Here is an 18,084-nt window from a genome sequence, read left to right on the forward strand (position 1 = left end):
CACCTCGGCCGCCAGCTTGCTGTGGCGCATGCCGTAGCCGAAATAGACCAGCAGGCCCAGGCTGACCCAGACCAGGAAGACCAGCTCGGACAACAGCCAGATCGAGAAGCCGATGCCGACAGAAGTGAGCAGAGAGGAGTAAGAAGTGAGCAGAGAGGAGTAAGAAGTGAGCGAAAAGCCGCTCTTGCCTTTACTCATTCCTCACTTCTCTCAACTCACTTCTGCGTTTGTATCAACTCACTCCTGCACCTCGGCCGCCAGCTTGCTGTGGCGCATGCCGTAGCCGAAATAGACCAGCAGGCCCAGGCTGACCCAGACCAGGAAGATCAGCCAGGTGATCGCGGCCAGCTCGGACAGCAGCCAGATCGAGAAGCCGATGCCGATCAGCGGGATCAGCGGCACTAACGGCGTGCGGAAGGCGCGGTGCAGGTCGGGCTTGCGCACGCGCAGCACCCACACCGAGGCGCAGATCACGATGAAGGCCGAGAGCACGCCGATGTTGACCAGCTTGGCGACCTCGCCGATCGGCAGGAAGCCGGCGACCAGGGCGGTGAAGATGCCGAGCACGATGGTCGGGCGGTGCGGCGTGCCGTACTTGGGATGGATCTTGGCGAACCAGCCCGGCAGCAGGCCGTCGCGCGACAGCGAGAACCAGATGCGCGCGGCGCCGAGCATGAAGGCGAACAGCACGCTGGCGATGCCGATCACTGCCGAGATCGAGATGGCCGCGGCGATCCACGGCAGGCCGAGGCGGGTGAAGGCTTCCGAGACCGGGGCGTCGCCGCCGAGGGTGGTGTAGGGCGCGATACCGGTCAGCACCAGCGACACCGCCAGATACAGCACCATCGACACGCCCAGCGACAGCAGCACCGCGCGCGGCAGATCGCGTTGCGGGTTCTTGGATTCCTCGGCGGCGGTGGTCAGGGTGTCGTAGCCGAACACCGCGAAGAACACCACCGCGGCGGCGGTCGCCACGCCTTGCAGGCCGAAGTGGCCGACGCCGTTGGCGTCGACGACGCGCTCGGGAATGAACGGCACCCAGTTGGCCGGGTCGATGTAGAACGCGCCGACGCCGATCACCAGCACCACCGCGATGACCTTGATCGCGACGATCAGGGTGTTGAAGCGCGCGCCCCATTCGGTACGGAACACCAGCAAAGCCGACACGCCGATCGTGGCCAGGGCCGCGATCAGGTTGAAGACGCGGCCTTCGCCGGTGCCGATGGCGCCCTGCGCCCATACCGGCAGATGGAAGCCGGCGCTGCCGAGCAGGGCCTGCACGTAGCCGGACCAGCCGATCGCGACCACCGCCACGATCAGCGCGTATTCGAGCAACAGGTCCCAGCCGATCAGCCAGGCCGGCAGCTCGCCCAAGGTGGCGTAGCTGTAGGTGTAGGCGCTGCCGGTGACCGGGATCATGCCGGCGAACTCGGCGTAGCACAGCGCCGCGGCGGCGCTGGCGATGCCGGCGAGCAGGAAGGCGAGGGCGACCGCGGGGCCGGCGTTGGTGGCGGCTTCGTGGCCGGCGAGGACGAACACGCCGACGCCGATGATGCCGCCGATGCCGATCGCGGTGAGCTGCCAGAGCCCGAGTACGCGGCGGAAATCCGTACGTTTGCTGGCCTCGGCCTGCAGTTGTTCCACCGACTTGTGCCGGAATACCTTGGCCACCAGGCTCATCGAACGCTCTCCCCGAATGATCACCGCATCATAGCGGCTGCGGCGGGCCGCGCTTCAATACGGGACCGTTCTGGGGCGGGATCGTCAAATCGCGGCAATGCCCATGCCTGATGATGGCCGGCCTGATGATGGCCGGCCCGACGATGGCGGGTCGGGCGCGCCTGTCGCGTCGGCACTGCGTCGGCGCCGGCACGCGGGCAGGCCGGCGTGGACGCGCCTGTATGCATACGAACTAGCGGAGAATCGACCGGTGAAGCGCAGTACATCTCTTAGACTGGCCTGGATCGTCTGCGGCGCGCTGGCCGGCGCGGCAGCGAACGCCACGCCCGCCCCCGTCGCTCCGGAGTCCTCGTCCGCCGTGCAGACCGCCGATAGCCCGCGCCTGATCGTGATCGCCCACCGCGGCGCCAGCGGTTATCGCCCCGAGCACACGCTCGAGGCCTATCGCCTGGCGATCCAACAGGGTGCCGACTTCATCGAGCCGGACCTGGTCGCGACCCGCGACGGCGAACTGGTGGTCCGCCACGAGAACGAGATCTCCGGTACCACCGACGTCGCCGACCACCCGGAGTTCGCCGACCGCCGCGTCAGCAAGGTCATCGACGGCGAGCGCCTCACCGGCTGGTTCACCGAAGACTTCACCCTGGCCGAACTCAAGACCCTGCGCGCACGCGAACGCATCCCGCAGATCCGCCCCGGCAACAAGCGCTTCGATGGCCGGTTCGAGATCGCGACCCTGCGCGAGGTGATCGCCCTGGCCAAGGAGCACAGCCGCGACGGCCGCGTCATCGGCATTTATCCCGAGACCAAGCATCCGACCTGGTTCGCCCTCGAAGGCAAGCGCATCGATGGCACGCCGATCCAGGTCTCGCTCGGCGAGAAGCTGGTGCAGACCTTGGTCGCCGAGGGCTTCACCGACCCGGCGCGGGTTTACATCCAGAGTTTCGAAGTCGCCAACCTAATCGAGCTCAAGCGCAGGATCCTGCCGAAGGCCGGCATCGACCTGCCGCTGGTGCAGTTGTACGGCGACTTCGAGCGCGACTGTCCCTACGACTTCGTCTACCACCTCGCGCACGGCAGCGACCTGAGCGCGATCTATGGCGATCTGGGCACGGCGATCCCGGGCGGCATCGGCGCCGGCACCGGCTATGCGGCGCTGACCGAAACCGCGGCGCTGAGCTGGATGCGGACGCACTACGTCGCCGGCCTGGGCCCGTCCAAGAGCAGCCTGCTGCCGCGCGTGGCCCTGCCGGCCAAGCGCGATGCCGACGGCGACGGCCATGCCTTGCTGACCACCCGCAACACCGGTTTCGTCCATCCGGTGCTCGGCCGCGCTTTGCAGCTCGGCTTGCAGGTGCACCCGTATACGGTGCGCGCCGAGGAACCCTTCCTGAGCCAGACCGCCAACGGCGTGGTCCAGAGCGCGCTCGGCGAGGCCCTGCAGCTCTACGCCCTGGGCGTGCAGGGCTTCTTCATCGACCAGCCCGACATCGGCGTGGCCGCGCGCAAGCTGTTTCTCGAACACAGCCGCATCGATCGGCGTCCGACGCCCTGAGGCCGCCGCGCCGCCGCTTCTGGGTAGGAGCGGCGTAAGCCGCGACAGAACGAAGCGGTGAAATACCACGTCTTCGTCCGCAGCCAGGGTCTGCGGCATACGAAAAAACAGACGCCGATTGTCCGGGCTTCGGTTGCGGCGCTGGCGTTAACTTCTTGCGCCGGACGTTCTAAGCGATAGCGCACCGCTTCCGGGTAGGAGCGGCGCGAGCCGCGATAGAGCGAAGCGGTGGAATACCACGTTGTAGTCCGCAGTCAGGGGCTGCGACATACGAAAAAAACAAGCGCCGATTGTTTGGGGCTTCGGTCGCTTCGCTGGCGTCAACTTCTTCGGTTGGTCGCGGCTTACGCCGCTCCTACAGTCGGCGATATCGTTAACCGATTCCCGATTCCCGATTCCCGATTCCCGAGTCAGCCCAACGCCGCCTGCAAGGTCGCCGAGCAATCGGCTTCGAGCTTGAGCGTGGCGATGTCGTCGGCGCGGGTCACGCCGCGGTTGAGCAGGGCCAGCGGCAGGCCGGCCTCGCGCGCGGCGCGGGCGAAGCGGAAGCCGGAATAGACCATCAGCGACGAACCCACCACCAGCATCGCGTCGGCTTCGGCCAGGGCCTGCTGGGCCGCGGCGACGCGCGCGCGCGGCACGTTTTCGCCGAAGAACACCACGTCGGGCTTGACCATGCCGCCGCAGTGGCCGCACACCGGCGTGGCGAAGCGCTCGAACTCCAGGCCTTCCAGGTCGGCGTCGCCGTCGGGCAGGACCGCCGCGTCGAGGTCGACCCAATCCGGATTGCGTTCGGCCAACTCGGCTTGCACCGACTCGCGCGCACGCCGCGCGCCGCAGTCGAGGCAGACGATCTCGTCCAGGCAGCCGTGCAGATCGACCACGTCGCGGCTGCCGGCACGTGCGTGCAGGCCGTCGACGTTCTGGGTCACCAGCGCATGCGGGCCGTCGCGTTCCTGCCAACGCGCCAGCGCCTGGTGGCCGCTGTTCGGCCGTGCGCCGGCGAACGAAGGCCAGCCGACGAAGCTGCGCGCCCAGTAACGGGCACGGGCGCGGGCGTCGCCGACGAAGGCGCGGAAATCGATCGGCGGCTTGCGCTGCCAGGCGCCGTTCTCGTCGCGGTAATGCGGGATGCCCGAACCGGTGCTGAGGCCGGCGCCGGTCAGCACGAACACGCGCCGGTGCGGACGCAGCCACTCGTACAGGGCCTGTGCGGCGGTGTGCGCATCGCGGGTGTCGGCGGCGTTCGGATTCATTCGGGGGCGTGATCGCAGGTGGGCAGGGCTGTACGTTAGATGGCGGCGAGGCGGTGGCTATCCAAGGTCGGCGCCGCGCCGCGGCAACGCCGGTGTGGCAGCGTCGGTCTGGCAAAAAGAAGACCGCCCGAATCGCTTCGGGCGGCCTGGCGTACCACGGCGGGGCGCGCGCGGTCGCCGGGGGGAGGTCAGGTTTCCGGGCTCACCACATCAGGCCGGCGCCGACGGTCACGCCGACATCGCCCTTGGAGTTGCTGTTGCCGGAGAATTTATAGACCCAGCGGCCGTCTTCGCTGATCGTCGAGACGCCGATCGCGAAGCCGGTTTCGCCGCGGAACGAGCTCGCCGCGATCGCCGCCATGCTCTTGCCGGGCATGTAGGACTGCGGCAGGCCCGCGACCGCCATCGCCGAAGCGACGCCGGCGCTGGCCTTGTCGTCGAGCTGGCCGATCTCGCGACGCAGGCCGTTGCCCCAGTTGTCGGTGTACTGGTTGGAGGTGGTGATGGCGCGGTTGACGCCGTCGTTGAGCTGCTGGACGTTGACCGCATCGGTGTTGGAGGTGCCGGCGCGGACGTTGCGGATCTGCACCGAGCCGCCGCCGTTGTTGAGGGTCACCTGAGTGGTGTTGACGCTGCCGTCGACGTTGGTGTCGTAACGCACCGTGCCGGCCTGCGAGGAGCGCAATTGGGCGACGTTGACCGCGTCGTTGTCCTGGCTGCCGGCGGCGACGTTGACGATCTGGCGCTGCGCGCTGGCGGTGCCCACCGAGACGGTGTTGGCGCGGTCGGCCACCGCGCCCTGGCCGAGCGCGACCGCGCCCGACGCCGTCACGCTGGCGCTTTCGCCGACCGCGACGGCATTGGTCGCCGACGCCGAGATGCTGCTGTTGGCGCCGACCGCGGTGCTGCCGTCGGCGTTGACCCGGGCGTTGCCGCCGATCGCGGTGTCGTTGTCGCCCGCGGCGTAGGCATCGCCGCCGATCGCGACCGCATGCTGGCCCATGGCGCTGGCGCTGGCGCCCGCGGCGATCGCGCGCGTGCCGGCGCCGACCGTGGCGTTGCCGGTGCCGTCGATGGCGATGCGCGGTTCGGGGATGCCGCCCGGTGGCAGGTTGTCGATGCGGTTGTTGATGTTGGTCAGGCTGGCATCGACCGCGGCGAAAGCGGCGCCGACGTCCTGGTAGCTGCCGCCTTGCACGGTGAAGCTCGGTGCGCCGAAAACGCCGCCGCTGAAGCTGGCGCCGGCGCCGAAGATCGAGGCGATGCCGTCGCCGAAGCCCTGCACCTGGCCGCCGTTGACGGCCTCCAGGCTGCCGGCGGCGATCTGGCCGTTGGCGACGTTGTCCAGGGTGGTGCCGGTGCCGGCGGGGCCGCGCAGGGTGGCGCGGGTGTAGTCGGGGTTGCCGCTGCCGTCGTCGTCGTACTTCACCGCGAAGGCATCGTTGCCGGCGAGGCCGCCGTCGAGCGCGCTCAGCGCCGCGCCGACGTCGTTATAGGTATTGCCGCCGATGACGTAGTTGGGCGCGGTGAAGCCGCCGCCGATGTTGAAGGTGGCGCCGCCGCCGAACAGCGCCGCGGTCGAGGTGCCCAGGCTGAACAACTGGCTGCCGTTGACCGCCTGCAGGCTGCCGGCCGCGATCGCGCCGCCGGCGAGGTTGTCGATCACGGTGCCGGTGCCGGCCGGGCCTTGCAGGGTAACGTTGCCGTAGTCGGGGTTGCCGCTGCCGTCGTCGTCGTAGCGCACGGCGAAGGCGTTGCTGCCGGTCAGGCCGCCGTCGAGCGCGGTCAGCGCGGCGCCAACGTTGTTGTAGCTGTTGCCGCCGATGACGTAGTTCGGCGCGGTGAAGGTGCCGCCGGCGTTGAAGGTGGTACCGCCGCCGAACAGGTTCGCCACCGATGTGCCGATGCCGAATATTTGGCTGCCGTTGATGGCGTCGAAGCTGGCGGCGGCGATCTGGCCGGCGGCGAGATTGCCGATCAAGGTGCCGGTGCCGGCCGGGCCGCGCAGGGTCACGTTGCCGTAATCGGGATTGCCGAGGCCGTCGTCGTCGTATTGCACGGCGAAGGCATCGGCGTTGGCCATGCCGGCATTGACCGCGGCGAATGCGTCGCCGGCGTTGTTGTAGCCGTTGCCGTCGATGATGAAGTTCGGCGCGGTCACGGTGCCGTCGGCAGCCACCAAGGCGCCGGCGCCGAGGCGCTGCGCATTGGACTGGCTGATCGCGAAGATCTGGCTGCCGTTCACCGCCTGGGTGCTGCCGGCGGCGATGACGCCCGCACCGAGGTTGGAGATGACGGTGCCGCCCGGGCCCTGCAGGGTGACGTTGCCGAAGTCGGGCGTGCCGCCGAGGTCGTCGTACTTGACCGCGAACGGATCGGCCGCGGCGTTGGCCAGCGCGCCCTGCAATTGGGCCACGTTGACCGCATCGGTGCCGGTGCTGCCGGCTGCGACGTTGGTCAGCTTGCGGGTCGAGCCGGCTGCGCCGATCGAGACTTCGCCGGCCGAGGTCTGCGGCGCGACCAGGCCGAACGCGGTGTAGCCGCTCTGCGCGCCGATCGCGGTGCTGGAACCGGCGCCGAGCGCGACGCTGTTGGCGTGGGTCGAAGTCGCGCCGAAGCCGAGGATGGTCTGGCGGTTGGCGTTGCCGAAGCTGTTGTCGCCGATCACCACCGAATTGCCCAGGCGCGCGGCGTAGTTGGTGTCGGGGCCGCCGACGAAGCCCTGCGAGGCCGCGGTGACGGTCGGCAGCTGATGGCGGGCGTTGGTGCCCATGACGATGGTGTTGGAGCCGTTGGCATAGCTGCCGTCGCCGATGATGACCTGGTTGTTCTGCGCGGCATTGGTGCTCCAGGTGCAGGCCAGGCCGATGATCACGCACGAGGCGTTGTTGTTGTTGCCGGTGTAGTTGCTGTCCTGGAACTGGATGTAGCTGTCGGACTGCACCGCGCCGATCAGAGTCAAATGGTTCGCGGGCTGGTTCCCGTCCAGGTCGAGTACGTTCGGCGCCTGCACCAGGTTGAGGATCAGCGACAGATACGAATAATTGAAGTTGGCGCGATCGATGGTCAGGCAGCCGCTGCCGAGCAGGCCGCAGGCCTGGTAGTCGTTGCCGAGCAACCAGTTGCTGAGATAAGCGCTGATGCCGGGCAGACTGTTGTTGGCCGGGTCGGGCGGTTGGATCACGCTCATCGGCGAGGCCATGCCGCCGTCGTCGAAGGCCATCGAATCCCAGGTGGAACTGTTGGGTATGCCATCGAACACCAGCGGCAGCAGCGGTGCTTCCTCGTCGAGCAGTTCATCGCTGGCGATCGGTTGTTCGCCGTTGGAAGACGAGGTGTCTTCGCTGCTTTCGATCGCGGGCGCGGCCAGTGCGGAGCCGTCTTCGGCGGCGCTGGCGAACAAGGGCGTGGCGGCCAGGCCTAGCGCGAGGCACCAGCAGGCGGTCGATCGAAACAGGGGTGTGCGCGTCGTTCGCAGGCCGTGGGTGCGGATGTCGTGCGTGGCTGCCGATGCGGTGGTCAGAAGCATTCCGTTCTGCGTGTCGCGCTGATTCATGGCAACAGTCTCCGTCTACGATCGTTGCGGTGAGCCGATCGATAGCGCAGGACGGAGCGCACGCCAGCCGGCCGTTATGGCCGCGATTCGTTCTTCGTCCCCGGGTATCGCTGCTGCCGCGTTCGCTGGCACGACAGTCATCGGCTGATGCAGGCTAGGTAGCCCATCTACGCAATACACTCATGCAGCATCACCTTCACTCACGCGAGATCACGCGAGCCAGTGTGTGATTTGCACGGTTTCTCGACGTCAGCCGCCCCCTGCGGCTGCTATGAAAGTCCGCAGTGACTATTCAATTGTTCGCGCGCACGATGGTGCACAGATAACCCATGCCGCGCACGGCGCGCAGAGGCAACGGCAAGGGGCTCATCAGCGCGACTTTCTTGCGCAGACGATAGATCAGCATTTCCAGGCGGTGCGGGTCGAAATCGTAGACATCGCTGGTCAAGGAACCGATCAGACTGTCGTGCGAAACCGGATGGCCGCCGGCGCCGGTATTGACCAGGCGTAACAAGACACTGCGCTCGGGCGCGCTGAGGTCGATGGAAGATCCGTCCGGCGTGCGCAGGGTCCAACCGTCGAGGGCGAGTTCCCATTCGCTCAGGCCGGCGCTGCTGCGCGACGGCATCGCACGCATGTGGTGTTGCAGGCTGTGCATCGCGGTGATGACTGCGGCGAGTCCGTCGAGGTCGACCGGTTTGGGGAAACAAGCGTCGGCGATCTCGCGATAGGACTCGGTCTGGCAGCCGTTGCCGGCATCGGCATCGAGCATGACGATGCCGATGTCGGAATGTTGGCGCAGGTGCAGGGCGACCGTGCGCGGATTGTCGTCGGGCAGGTCGCTGGCGATCACTGCGATATCGCAGGGCGAACTGAGCAGGTTGCGGTATAGCGCGGTGGCGTTCGCGCATTCGACGACGGCGAACTGGCGCATCTGCAGCGAATGCAGGATCTGTTGTCTCAACATCGGGTCGCGTTCGACCAGCGCGATGCGTCGGTCGTTGCGGTTGGAACTGGAACCGGACGAGCTTGCGGCTTGGACCACGGAGATGGCGGCCATCCTGATGTCCCCTGTTGATCGAAATCCTGTCGTTTCGCTTGCGCGCACCGACGCCGTCGATATCCAAAATCAGGTTAGTTGGGCTCCACTTGGACCGAATGTGACATAAGTCGAGCTTCGTCGAAAGTGCGGAAATTCTTTGGAAATCTTTAGATCGTGATAACGGTGGTTATGTGCCTTCCAACGACAAAAAGGCCGCCCACCGGACAGGTGGGCGGCCTTTTGCGTTGCAAAACCTGAAGGGCGGGCCTGAATTATTTATTCTTGGGTTCGCCGGCCGCCGGGGCGGTCAGGCCGCGGCGCTCCAGCAGGGGCTCGATCTTCGGCTCATGCCCGGCAAAATCGCGGAACAGCTGCAGGGCGTCCTTGCTGCCGCCGCGCGAGAGCAGGGTGGCGCGGAAGCGGTCGCCGTTCTCGCGGGTCAGGCCGCCGTGCTGCTTGATCCACTGCACCGTGTTGGCGTCCAGCACTTCCGACCAGATGTAGGCGTAGTAGCCGGCCGCGTAGCCGCCCATGATGTGGCTGAAGTACGGGGTGCGGTAACGCGGCGGCACCGGCGTGTAATAGATGCCGTCCTTCTTCAGCGAAGCGGTCTCGAAGGGCATCACGTCCTTGGCCTTCGGCACCTGGGCGGCGTCGCCGATCTGGTGCAGGTTCTGGTCGAGCATGGCCGCGCCGAGGTACTCGGTGGTGGTGAAGCCCTGGTTGAACTTGGAAGCGGCCAGGACCTTGTCCAGCAGTTCCTTCGGCATCGGCTCGCCGGTCTGGTAGTGCTTGGCGTAGTTGGCCAGCACCGACGGCCAGTCGGCCCACATCTCGTTGACCTGCGAGGGGAACTCGACGAAGTCGCGCGGCACGCTGGTGCCGGAGAAGTAGGGGTACTTCACGTTCGAGAACATGCCGTGCAGGGCATGGCCGAACTCGTGGAACATGGTGGTGACCTCGTCCCAGGTCATCAGGGTCGGCTTGCCGGCCGGCGGCGCCGGGATGTTGAGGTGGTTGGCCACCACCGGCAGGGTGCCGAACAGTTCGGACTGGTCGACGTAGGAGTTCATCCAGGCGCCGCCGCGCTTGGAATCGCGCGCGTACATGTCGGCGATGAAGATCGCCAACTGCTTGCCGTCGGCGTCGAACACGTCGTAAACGCTGGTGTCCGGGCGGTACAGCGGCAGGTCGGTGCGCTGCTTGAACTTCAGGCCGTAGAGCTGGCCGGCGGCGTAGAACACGCCGTTCTCGAGCACGTTCTTCATCTCGAAGTAGGGCTTGAGCTGGGCTTCGTCGAAGGCGAACTTTTCCTTGCGAACCTTCTCGGCGTAGAACGCCCAGTCCCAGGGCTCGAGCTGGAAGCTCTTCTCGCCCTTGGCGGCCTGTTCCTTGTCGATCATCGCCTGCAGGTCGGCGGCTTCGCGCTTGGCGTTGGCGACCGCGGCCGGGGCGAGTTGGCCGAGCATGTTGTTGACCGCCTCGGGGTTCTTGGCGGTCTCGTCCTCGAGCACGTAGGCGGCGTAGTTCGGGTAGCCCTGCATCTTGGCGCGTTCGGTGCGCAGGGTGACGACCTTGGACACCAGCGCGGTGTTGTCGAAGGCGTTGCCGCGGCTGTTGCGCGCGACCGAGGCCTTGTGCAGCTTCTCGCGCAGGGCGCGGTTGGTCAGGTCGGTTTCCGGGGGCTGGCCGGTGGTGTTGAGCAGGGTCAGCAGGTACTTGCCTTCCAGCTTGCGCGCCTTGGCCGCTTCGGCCGCGGCGGCGATGCGCTCGTCGGACAGGCCGTCGAGTTCGGCCTTGCTGTCGACGACGATGGCCGAGTCCTTGACCTCTTCGAGCACGTTCTCGCTGAACTTGGCGCCCAGTTCGGCCAGTTCGGCGTTGATCGCCTTCAGACGGGTCTTCTGCGCGTCGCTGAGGTTGGCGCCACCGCGGACGAAGTCGGTGTAGTAACGCTCGACCAGGCGCACGCCCTCGGCGTCCAGGCCCAGCGAATCGCGCTGGCCGTACAGGGTCTTGATGCGTGCGAACAGCTTGGGATTGAGGTTGATCGCATCGCGGTGGGCCGACATCTTCGGCGCGTATTCCTGCATGAGCTTCTGCCGCACCGGGTTGGTGTCGGTGCTCATCAGGTTGAAGAAGGTCGAGGTCGAGCGGGCGAGGATGCGGCCCGAACGTTCCAGCGCCAGGATGGTGTTGTCGAAGCTCGGCGCGTCGGCGCTGTTGGCGATCGCGTCGATTTCCTTGAGCTGGTCGGCCATGCCGCGATCGAAGGCGGGCGCGAAATCGGCGTCCTTGATCTTGTCGAACTGCGGGAACTGCAGCGGCAGCGGGCTCTCCTGGAAGAACGGGTTCGCGTTCGATTGAGCGTTGGCGGTCACGGCTTGGTCTGCTTTGGTCTGGGCCTGGGCATTGTGGGCAAGGCTGGTACCGGTGGCGAACAGGGCCACGGCCAACGCCAGCGCGAGGGGATGCTTCATCGTGCGGAACCTCGTCAATAGGAACCTTAAAGCCTAACCGACCCCGGGCAGGGGCGGCCCGTGACGAAAGGCATGGCCGCCCGGGGCGGGCCCGCGAGGCCGGGCAAAGCATGACCAAGGGGCCAGGTTCGCCGGCGGCGGCCGGTTTACACTCCGGCGCAGTTCATCAGGGAGCGGGGCGATGGCGCAGGGCAGCCGGCACACAGGACGGGCGTCAGGACGGGCCTCGTGACGGCGCCGAGCGCACAGCGTTTCGTGCCGATGCTGCACGTCGCCCAGGTGCCGCGCGCGGTAGCCTTCTACGCCACCTTCGGCTTCGCTATCGGCAACGCCCACTACGAGCCCTCCTGCGGCGACGATCCGGTCTGGGTCTCGCTGCAGAGCCCCGGCGGTGCCGAGCTGATGCTGGTGCTGGCCGACGGGCCGGTCGACGACACCGTTCAGGCGGTGCTGTTCTACGTGTATTGCGACGACGTCGCGGCGATGCGCGAGCGCGTGCTCGCCGCAGGTATCGACGCCGGCGCGATGGCCTATCCGTTCTACCGCCCCAAGGGCGAGTTCCGGGTCAGAGACCCGGACGGTTACGTCCTGATGGTCACGCATCACGACTGAAAGCTTTCGCACTCCAGTTAAAGCTTTTGCATTCCAGGTTTCTGCCTATTCCATGCTGTTTCTTCCGGAGCACGATCCGATGCCTCAACTGCCGATGTCCCGTTCGACCCTGCGCGCGCCGCGCCTGCCCTCCGTCGCCCGCCTGGCCCTCGCGGTCTGCCTCGCCTCGGGTTTCGCCACCAGCGCCTTCGCGGCCGAGACCACGCGTTACCTGGCCCTGGTCGACGGCGGCAAGCAGGCCGGCCAGCAGGTCGTGACCCGGGCCGACGACGGCACCACCACGGTCGATTTCATCTTCAAGGACAACGGCCGCGGCCCCGAGCTCAAGGAGACCTACACGCTGGCGAAGGACGGCACCTACCAGACCTACCAGGTCCAGGGCACCTCGACCTTCGGCGCGAAAGTCGACGAGAGCTTCCGCCGCGAGGGCGACAAGGCGGTGTGGAAGTCGCTGTCCGATTCGGGCGAGGCGACCGTATCCGGTCCCGGTCTGTACGCACCGCTCGGCGGCACCCCGGCCGGTTTCTCCGTGGTGCTCAATGCGCTGGCCAAGCGCAGCGACGGCAAGCTGCCGCTGCTGCCCAACGGCAGCCTGAGCGCGCGCAAGATCGACGAGGCCGAAGTCACTCGCGACGGCAAGACCGAGAAGGTGCAGCTGCTGGCGATGACCGGGCAGGGCTTCACCCCGAACTTCGCCTGGGCCACCACCGGTGCGGAACCGCGCTTGTTCGCCTTCATCTATCCCGGCTATCTGCAGCTGATCGAGGAAGGCTGGCAGGGCAACGCCGCGGCCCTGGAGACCCGCCAGAAAGCCGCCGAAGGCAAGCTGTTGGTGGATTTGCGGCAGAAGCTCGGCCACCGCTTTTCCGGCACCACTCTGCTGCGCGACGTGCGCGTGTTCGACAGCGAGAAGGCCCAGCTCGGCGAGGCCACCGACGTGATCGTCGCCGACGGCAAGATCGTCTCGGTCGGCAAGGCCGCGGCGTCGCTGAAGTACGACCGCAGCGTCGACGGCGGCGGCCGCGTGCTGATGCCGGGCCTGTTCGACATGCACGGCCACCTGTCGCGCTGGGACGGTGGCCTCAACATCGCCGCGGGCGTGACCACCGTGCGCGACATGGGCAACGACAACGCGACCCTGCAGCAGATGATCGGCGAGATCAAGGCCGGCACGCTGTTGTCGCCGAACGTGGTGCCGGCCGGCTTCATCGAGGGCGAGAGCAATTTCTCGGCGCGCAACGGCTTCGTCATCAAGGACATCGCCGGGGCCAAGTCGGCGGTCGACTGGTACGCCGCCAACGGCTATCCGCAGGTGAAGATCTATAACTCCTTCCCGAAGGAGCTGCTGCGCGAGACCGCGGCCTATGCGCACAGCAAGGGCCTGCGCGTCAGCGGCCACGTGCCGGCGTTCATGCGCGCCCAGGACGTGGTCGACCAGGGTTACGACGAAGTGCAGCACATCAACCAATTGCTGCTGAATTTCTTCGTCGACGACAAGACCGACACCCGCACTTTGCAGCGCTTCTACCTGGTCGCCGACAAGGCCGCCGACCTCGACCTGGATTCCAAGCCGGTGCAGGACTTCATCGCGACCCTGGCGAAGAAGCAGATCGCGATCGACCCGACCCTGGCGACCTTCGAGTTCCTGCATCAGCGCGACGGCGAGTTGTCGCCGATCGTCGAGGGCATCGCCGACCACCTGCCGCCGGACGTGCAGCGCGGTCGTCGTTCGGCCGAGATGAACATCCCCGACGATGCGACCGCGGCGCGCTACAACAAGTCCTACGCCAAGGCGGTGGAATTCGTCGGCCGCGCCTACAAGGCCGGCGTGCCGCTGCTGGCCGGCACCGACGAGGTGCCCGGCTTCACCCTGCAGCACGAACTGGCCCTGTACGTGCGCGCCGGCCTGACCCCGTCGCAGGCCTTGCAGGTCGCGACCTGGAACGCCGCCAAGGTCGCCCGGGTGCTCGACGACCGCGGCTCGGTGACGGCCGGCAAGCGCGCCGACCTGATCCTGATCGACGGAGACCCGACCCGCGACATCGCCGACATCCGCAAGGTCTCGTTGGTGCTGCAGGGCGACACCGCCTACTACCCGAGCGAGGTCTACGACGCCCTGGGCGTGAAGCCCTTCGCCGCACCGGCCAAGGTCGCCGCGGCGAAGTAAGCCGAAGCAAACCCGCCCGAGCGGTTCGCGGCCCTGAGGTCGTCCCCGTGGCGGTTCCAGTACTCCCAGGCCGTTCCCCCCTTTGAAAAGGGGGGCAGGGGGGATTTGCTCTTGCCCAACTGCCAAGCCCGCCGATCGGCTAGAAAGCCCATTCGAGCACGGGCTCTTTAATGGTTTGGTAACATTCGCCGGTCAATGAGCCGCCACCGGCGCGGGCAGTCCGCGTCACGGCCGTCAAGGGACGGTCCGATCGCCCATCGCCGTACGCGCGTGCCCGAGGGAGCACGGCGGCGGCGGTTTCCCACGAACTGGCGCCCCACGCGCCGCGTCCATCGAGAAACCCGACCATGTTCCAGCACTTGCGTGCTCTCCGCAGCCCTGCGCCCCGTAGTCACGCCCTGGCCGTCGCTATCGGCCTGACCCTCGCTTCCGCCACCGTTTTCGCCCAGGAGCCAGCGCCCGCCACGGCTGCACCGGCCGAAGGCGAGGCCAAGACCCTCGACGCCCTGATGGTCACCGCCCAGCGCAAGGTCGAACGCGCCAAGGACGTCCCGGTCGCGCTGACTACGGTCGACCGCGAGAAGCTGCACGTGCTCGGTTCCGGCGGCGGCGATATCCGTTTCCTGTCCGGCCGCCTGCCCAGCCTCAACATCGAGTCCTCGTTCGGCCGCGCCTTCCCGCGTTTCTACATCCGCGGCCTGGGCAATACCGATTTCGACCTCAACGCCTCGCAGCCGGTCTCGCTGGTCTATGACGACATCGTCCTGGAGAACCCGCTGCTGAAGGGCTTCCCGGTGTTCGACCTGGAGAACGTCGAACTGCTGCGCGGCCCGCAGGGCACGCTGTTCGGCCGCAACACCCCGGCCGGCGTGGTCAAGTTCGAGTCGGCCAAGCCGACCCGCGAGCTGGAAGGCTACGGCCAGGTGTCCTACGGCACCTACGGCACCACCAATTTCGAAGGCGCCATCAGTGGCCCGCTGGGCGCCAACTGGTCGGCCCGCGCTTCGGCGATGTACCAGCGCCGCGACGACTGGGTGACCAACACCAATCCGAACGCCCGCAGCAACGGCGAACTCGAAGGCTACGACGAATCCGCCGTGCGCCTGCAGCTGCAATACGACGGCAGCGACACCTTCAACGCCTTGTTCAACGTCCACTCGCGCCACCTCAACGGCACCGCGCGTCTGTTCCGCGCCATGCTGTTCAAGAAGGGCACGAACGATTTCGCCGACGGTTTCGACATCGACGAGGTCGGCATCGACGGCCGCAACTCGCAGAAGCTCGAAAGCTACGGCGCCAGCGCGCGCCTGAGCTGGGAACTGCCGAACGAGCTGACCCTGTACTCGATCACCGGTTACGAAACCGCCGACTCGTTGAGCCGCGGCGACATCGACGGCGGCGTCGGCGCGATGTTCCTGCCCGGCGGCAGCACCCCGGTCGGTATTCCGTTCGCCGCCGAGTCGGCCGACGGCCTGCCGGACCACCGCCAGTGGACCCAGGAATTCCGCATCGAATCGAGCTACGCGGGCCCGCTCAACTGGCAGGCCGGCCTGTTCTATTTCGACGAAGACATCACCGTCGACAGCCTCAACTACGACAGCCTCGCCGGTGGCGTGCAGGCCGGTCATGCGCAGCAGAAGCAGCGCAACAAGGCCTGGGCTGCGTTCGGCTCGCTCGAATACGAGGTGACCGAGCGCTTCAAGCTGCGCGGCGGCCTGCGCTACACCCAGGACAAGAAGGACTTCAGCGCCAGCGTGCTGCAGAGCGCGCCGTTCGGTGCGCCGGTGTCGGGCCCGTTCAAGGTCCGCACCGACGTCGACGACGTCAGCTGGGACATCAGCGGCGTGTTCCAGGCCACCCCGGACATCAATCTGTACGCGCGCATCGCCAAGGGCTTCCGCGCGCCCAGCATCCAGGGCCGCCTGCTGTTCCAGACCCCGCCGCAGCCGTCGGTCGCCGATGCCGAGAAGGTGATCTCGTACGAAGCCGGCCTCAAGGCCGACCTGTGGGACAAGCGCGCACGTCTCGGCGTCGCCCTGTTCCGCTACACCGTCGACAACCAGCAGCTCAACGCGGTCGGCGGCGCGCTCAACCAGACCATCCTGGTCAACGCCGACAAGACCCTCGGCCAGGGCGTGGAAGTCGACCTCGACGCCTATGTCACCGACAACCTGATGGTCACCTTCGGCGCCAGCTATAACGACACCGAGATCCAGGACAGCAACCTGTTCGTGGCTCCCTGCGGCGGCGGCTGCACCGTCACCGACCCGACCGTAGTGCGCAACGGCCAGACCCTCGCGGCGATCGACGGCAACCCGCTGCCGCAGGCGCCGAAGTGGGTCTACAACGTCACTGCGCGCTACAGCCTGCCGCTCGCCAACGGCAACGAGTTCTACGTCTACACCGACTGGGCTTACCGCAGCGAAGTGAACTTCTTCCTGTACGAGGCCCGCGAGTTCCGCGGCAAGGATCTGCTCGAAGGCGGCCTGCGCATCGGTTACCAGTGGGACAACGGCCGTTACGACGTGGCTCTGTACGGCCGCAACATCCTCAACGAGAAGCGTGCGGTCGGCGGTATCGACTTCAACAACCTGGTCGGTTTCGTCAACGACCCGCGCATCGTCGGTGCGGAGTTCAAGGCTTCGTTCTGATCCGAGCCTGCATTGCGTTGTTGCGAACGGCCCGCCCTGTGCGGGCCGTTCGTTTTTGCGGGTGAAGGGATGCGCTTGCGAGCCACTGGCTCGCGCATCCATGAACGCCAGGGCGCCATGCGCCCTGGCCGGGCCGGGCCGGGCCGGGCCGCAGAGACTTCAGAGCGATGTCGCGGTAAAGCCCTGGATCCCCGCCTTCGCGGGGATGACGGCAAGAGCGAAACGCTGCTGCCTGGAGGCTCGACACCGTGCTCGTCGTCCCCGCGTAGGCGGGGACCCAGAGACTTCAGAGTGAGGTCGCGATAAAGCCCTGGATCCCCGCCTTCGCGGGGATAACGGCAAGAGCGAAACGCTGCTGCCTGGAGGCTCGACGCCGTGCTCGTCGTCCCCGCGTAGGCGGGGACCCAGAGACTTCAGAGTGAGGCCGCGGTAAAGCCCTGGAACCGGCCTTCGCGGGGATGACGGCAACAGCGAACTGGATGCAGCTGCAACCTCAAAGCCGTATCCAGCCCCCAGACACCGCCACCGCGAAGCGTTATGGTGCGTCCAGTCCCCAGGGAGTCCCCGCGATGACCACCGCCTACGATTTCTCAGCCGTCGACATCGACGGTCAGAACCAGTCGCTCGATCGCTATCGCGGCAAGGTGCTGCTGATCGTCAACGTCGCCTCGAAATGCGGGTTCACCCCGCAGTACACCGGCCTGGAAAAACTCGAGCGCGACTATGCCGCGCGCGGTTTCGAAGTGCTGGGCTTTCCCTGCGACCAGTTCGGCCACCAGGAGCCCGGCAACGAGGCCGAGATCAAGGAATTCTGCTCGCTGACCTACGAGGTGAGCTTCCCGCTGTACGCCAAGATCGACGTCAACGGCGACCGGGCGCATCCGCTGTGGAAGTGGCTCAAGGACGAGAAGGGCGGCTTCCTCGGCATCGACGCGATCAAATGGAATTTCACCAAGTTCCTGGTCGGCCGCGACGGCACCGTCATCAAGCGTTATGCGCCGACCGACAAGCCCGAATCGATCGCCGCCGACATCGAGAAAGCGCTGGCCTGAGGCGCACGCAGCGCTTTAGGGTAGGAGCGGCGT

At 66.9% G+C, this 18,084-nt stretch carries 10 protein-coding genes and 1 pseudogene; 5 read left to right on the forward strand and 6 right to left on the reverse strand.

Annotation, left to right across the window (positions count from 1 at the left end; all coding sequences use genetic code 11):
• Both ACTJJK_RS17625 and ACTJJK_RS17630 read right to left on the reverse strand, forming a co-directional pair.
• Positions 1-198, reverse strand: a pseudogene (locus ACTJJK_RS17625) (hypothetical protein); the annotation flags it as partial.
• Between the two features lie 39 nt (positions 199-237).
• Positions 238-1,680 carry an amino acid permease gene (locus ACTJJK_RS17630; protein WP_223619468.1) on the reverse strand — a complete coding sequence of 481 codons (1,443 nt, stop codon included), beginning with the start codon at positions 1,678-1,680 and terminating at the stop codon, positions 238-240.
• A 250-nt stretch (positions 1,681-1,930) separates the two neighbouring features.
• On the opposite strand from ACTJJK_RS17630, the gene ACTJJK_RS17635 reads away from it, so the two are divergent.
• Positions 1,931-3,235, forward strand: a complete 1,305-nt coding sequence (locus ACTJJK_RS17635; RefSeq protein ID WP_235186376.1) for a glycerophosphodiester phosphodiesterase family protein — start codon at positions 1,931-1,933, stop codon at positions 3,233-3,235.
• A 410-nt stretch (positions 3,236-3,645) separates the two neighbouring features.
• Here ACTJJK_RS17635 and ACTJJK_RS17640 read toward each other — a convergent pair whose 3' ends face one another.
• The 4 genes from ACTJJK_RS17640 to ACTJJK_RS17655 all read right to left on the reverse strand — a co-directional run bounded on the left by ACTJJK_RS17640 (position 3,646) and on the right by ACTJJK_RS17655 (position 11,569).
• On the reverse strand, positions 3,646-4,491 hold the full coding sequence (locus ACTJJK_RS17640) for an NAD-dependent protein deacetylase (protein ID WP_051885362.1): 846 nt from the start codon (positions 4,489-4,491) through the stop codon (positions 3,646-3,648).
• 202 nt (positions 4,492-4,693) lie between these two features.
• Positions 4,694-8,047 (reverse strand): YadA-like family protein, encoded by a 3,354-nt coding sequence (locus tag ACTJJK_RS17645; RefSeq protein ID WP_440730839.1) that lies wholly within the window; start codon positions 8,045-8,047, stop codon positions 4,694-4,696.
• A gap of 292 nt (positions 8,048-8,339) precedes the next feature.
• The gene (locus ACTJJK_RS17650) at positions 8,340-9,107 is read right to left on the reverse strand and encodes a response regulator transcription factor (RefSeq protein WP_223619471.1); all 768 of its coding nucleotides are present in this window, start codon (positions 9,105-9,107) and stop codon (positions 8,340-8,342) included.
• A 254-nt stretch (positions 9,108-9,361) separates the two neighbouring features.
• Positions 9,362-11,569 (reverse strand): M3 family metallopeptidase, encoded by a 2,208-nt coding sequence (locus ACTJJK_RS17655; RefSeq protein ID WP_031373800.1) that lies wholly within the window; start codon positions 11,567-11,569, stop codon positions 9,362-9,364.
• A 228-nt stretch (positions 11,570-11,797) separates the two neighbouring features.
• Here ACTJJK_RS17655 and ACTJJK_RS17660 point away from each other — a divergent pair, with 228 nt between their 5' ends.
• From ACTJJK_RS17660 to ACTJJK_RS17675, 4 genes are all read left to right on the forward strand, one after another.
• A complete protein-coding gene (locus ACTJJK_RS17660; protein WP_152566390.1) occupies positions 11,798-12,181 on the forward strand; it encodes a VOC family protein in 384 nt (127 codons plus the stop codon).
• Positions 12,182-12,260: 79 nt separating this feature from the next.
• Positions 12,261-14,348 (forward strand): amidohydrolase family protein, encoded by a 2,088-nt coding sequence (locus ACTJJK_RS17665; RefSeq protein ID WP_440730840.1) that lies wholly within the window; start codon positions 12,261-12,263, stop codon positions 14,346-14,348.
• Positions 14,349-14,707: 359 nt separating this feature from the next.
• Positions 14,708-16,999: a TonB-dependent receptor gene (locus ACTJJK_RS17670; protein ID WP_440730844.1), complete on the forward strand. Its 2,292-nt coding sequence runs from the start codon at positions 14,708-14,710 to the stop codon at positions 16,997-16,999.
• A 569-nt stretch (positions 17,000-17,568) separates the two neighbouring features.
• Positions 17,569-18,051: a glutathione peroxidase gene (locus ACTJJK_RS17675; protein WP_440730841.1), complete on the forward strand. Its 483-nt coding sequence runs from the start codon at positions 17,569-17,571 to the stop codon at positions 18,049-18,051.
• Positions 18,052-18,084 lie beyond the last annotated feature (33 nt).

This window comes from Lysobacter sp. 22409, assembly GCF_052045105.1.
Lineage (GTDB): Bacteria > Pseudomonadota > Gammaproteobacteria > Xanthomonadales > Xanthomonadaceae > Lysobacter > Lysobacter antibioticus_B.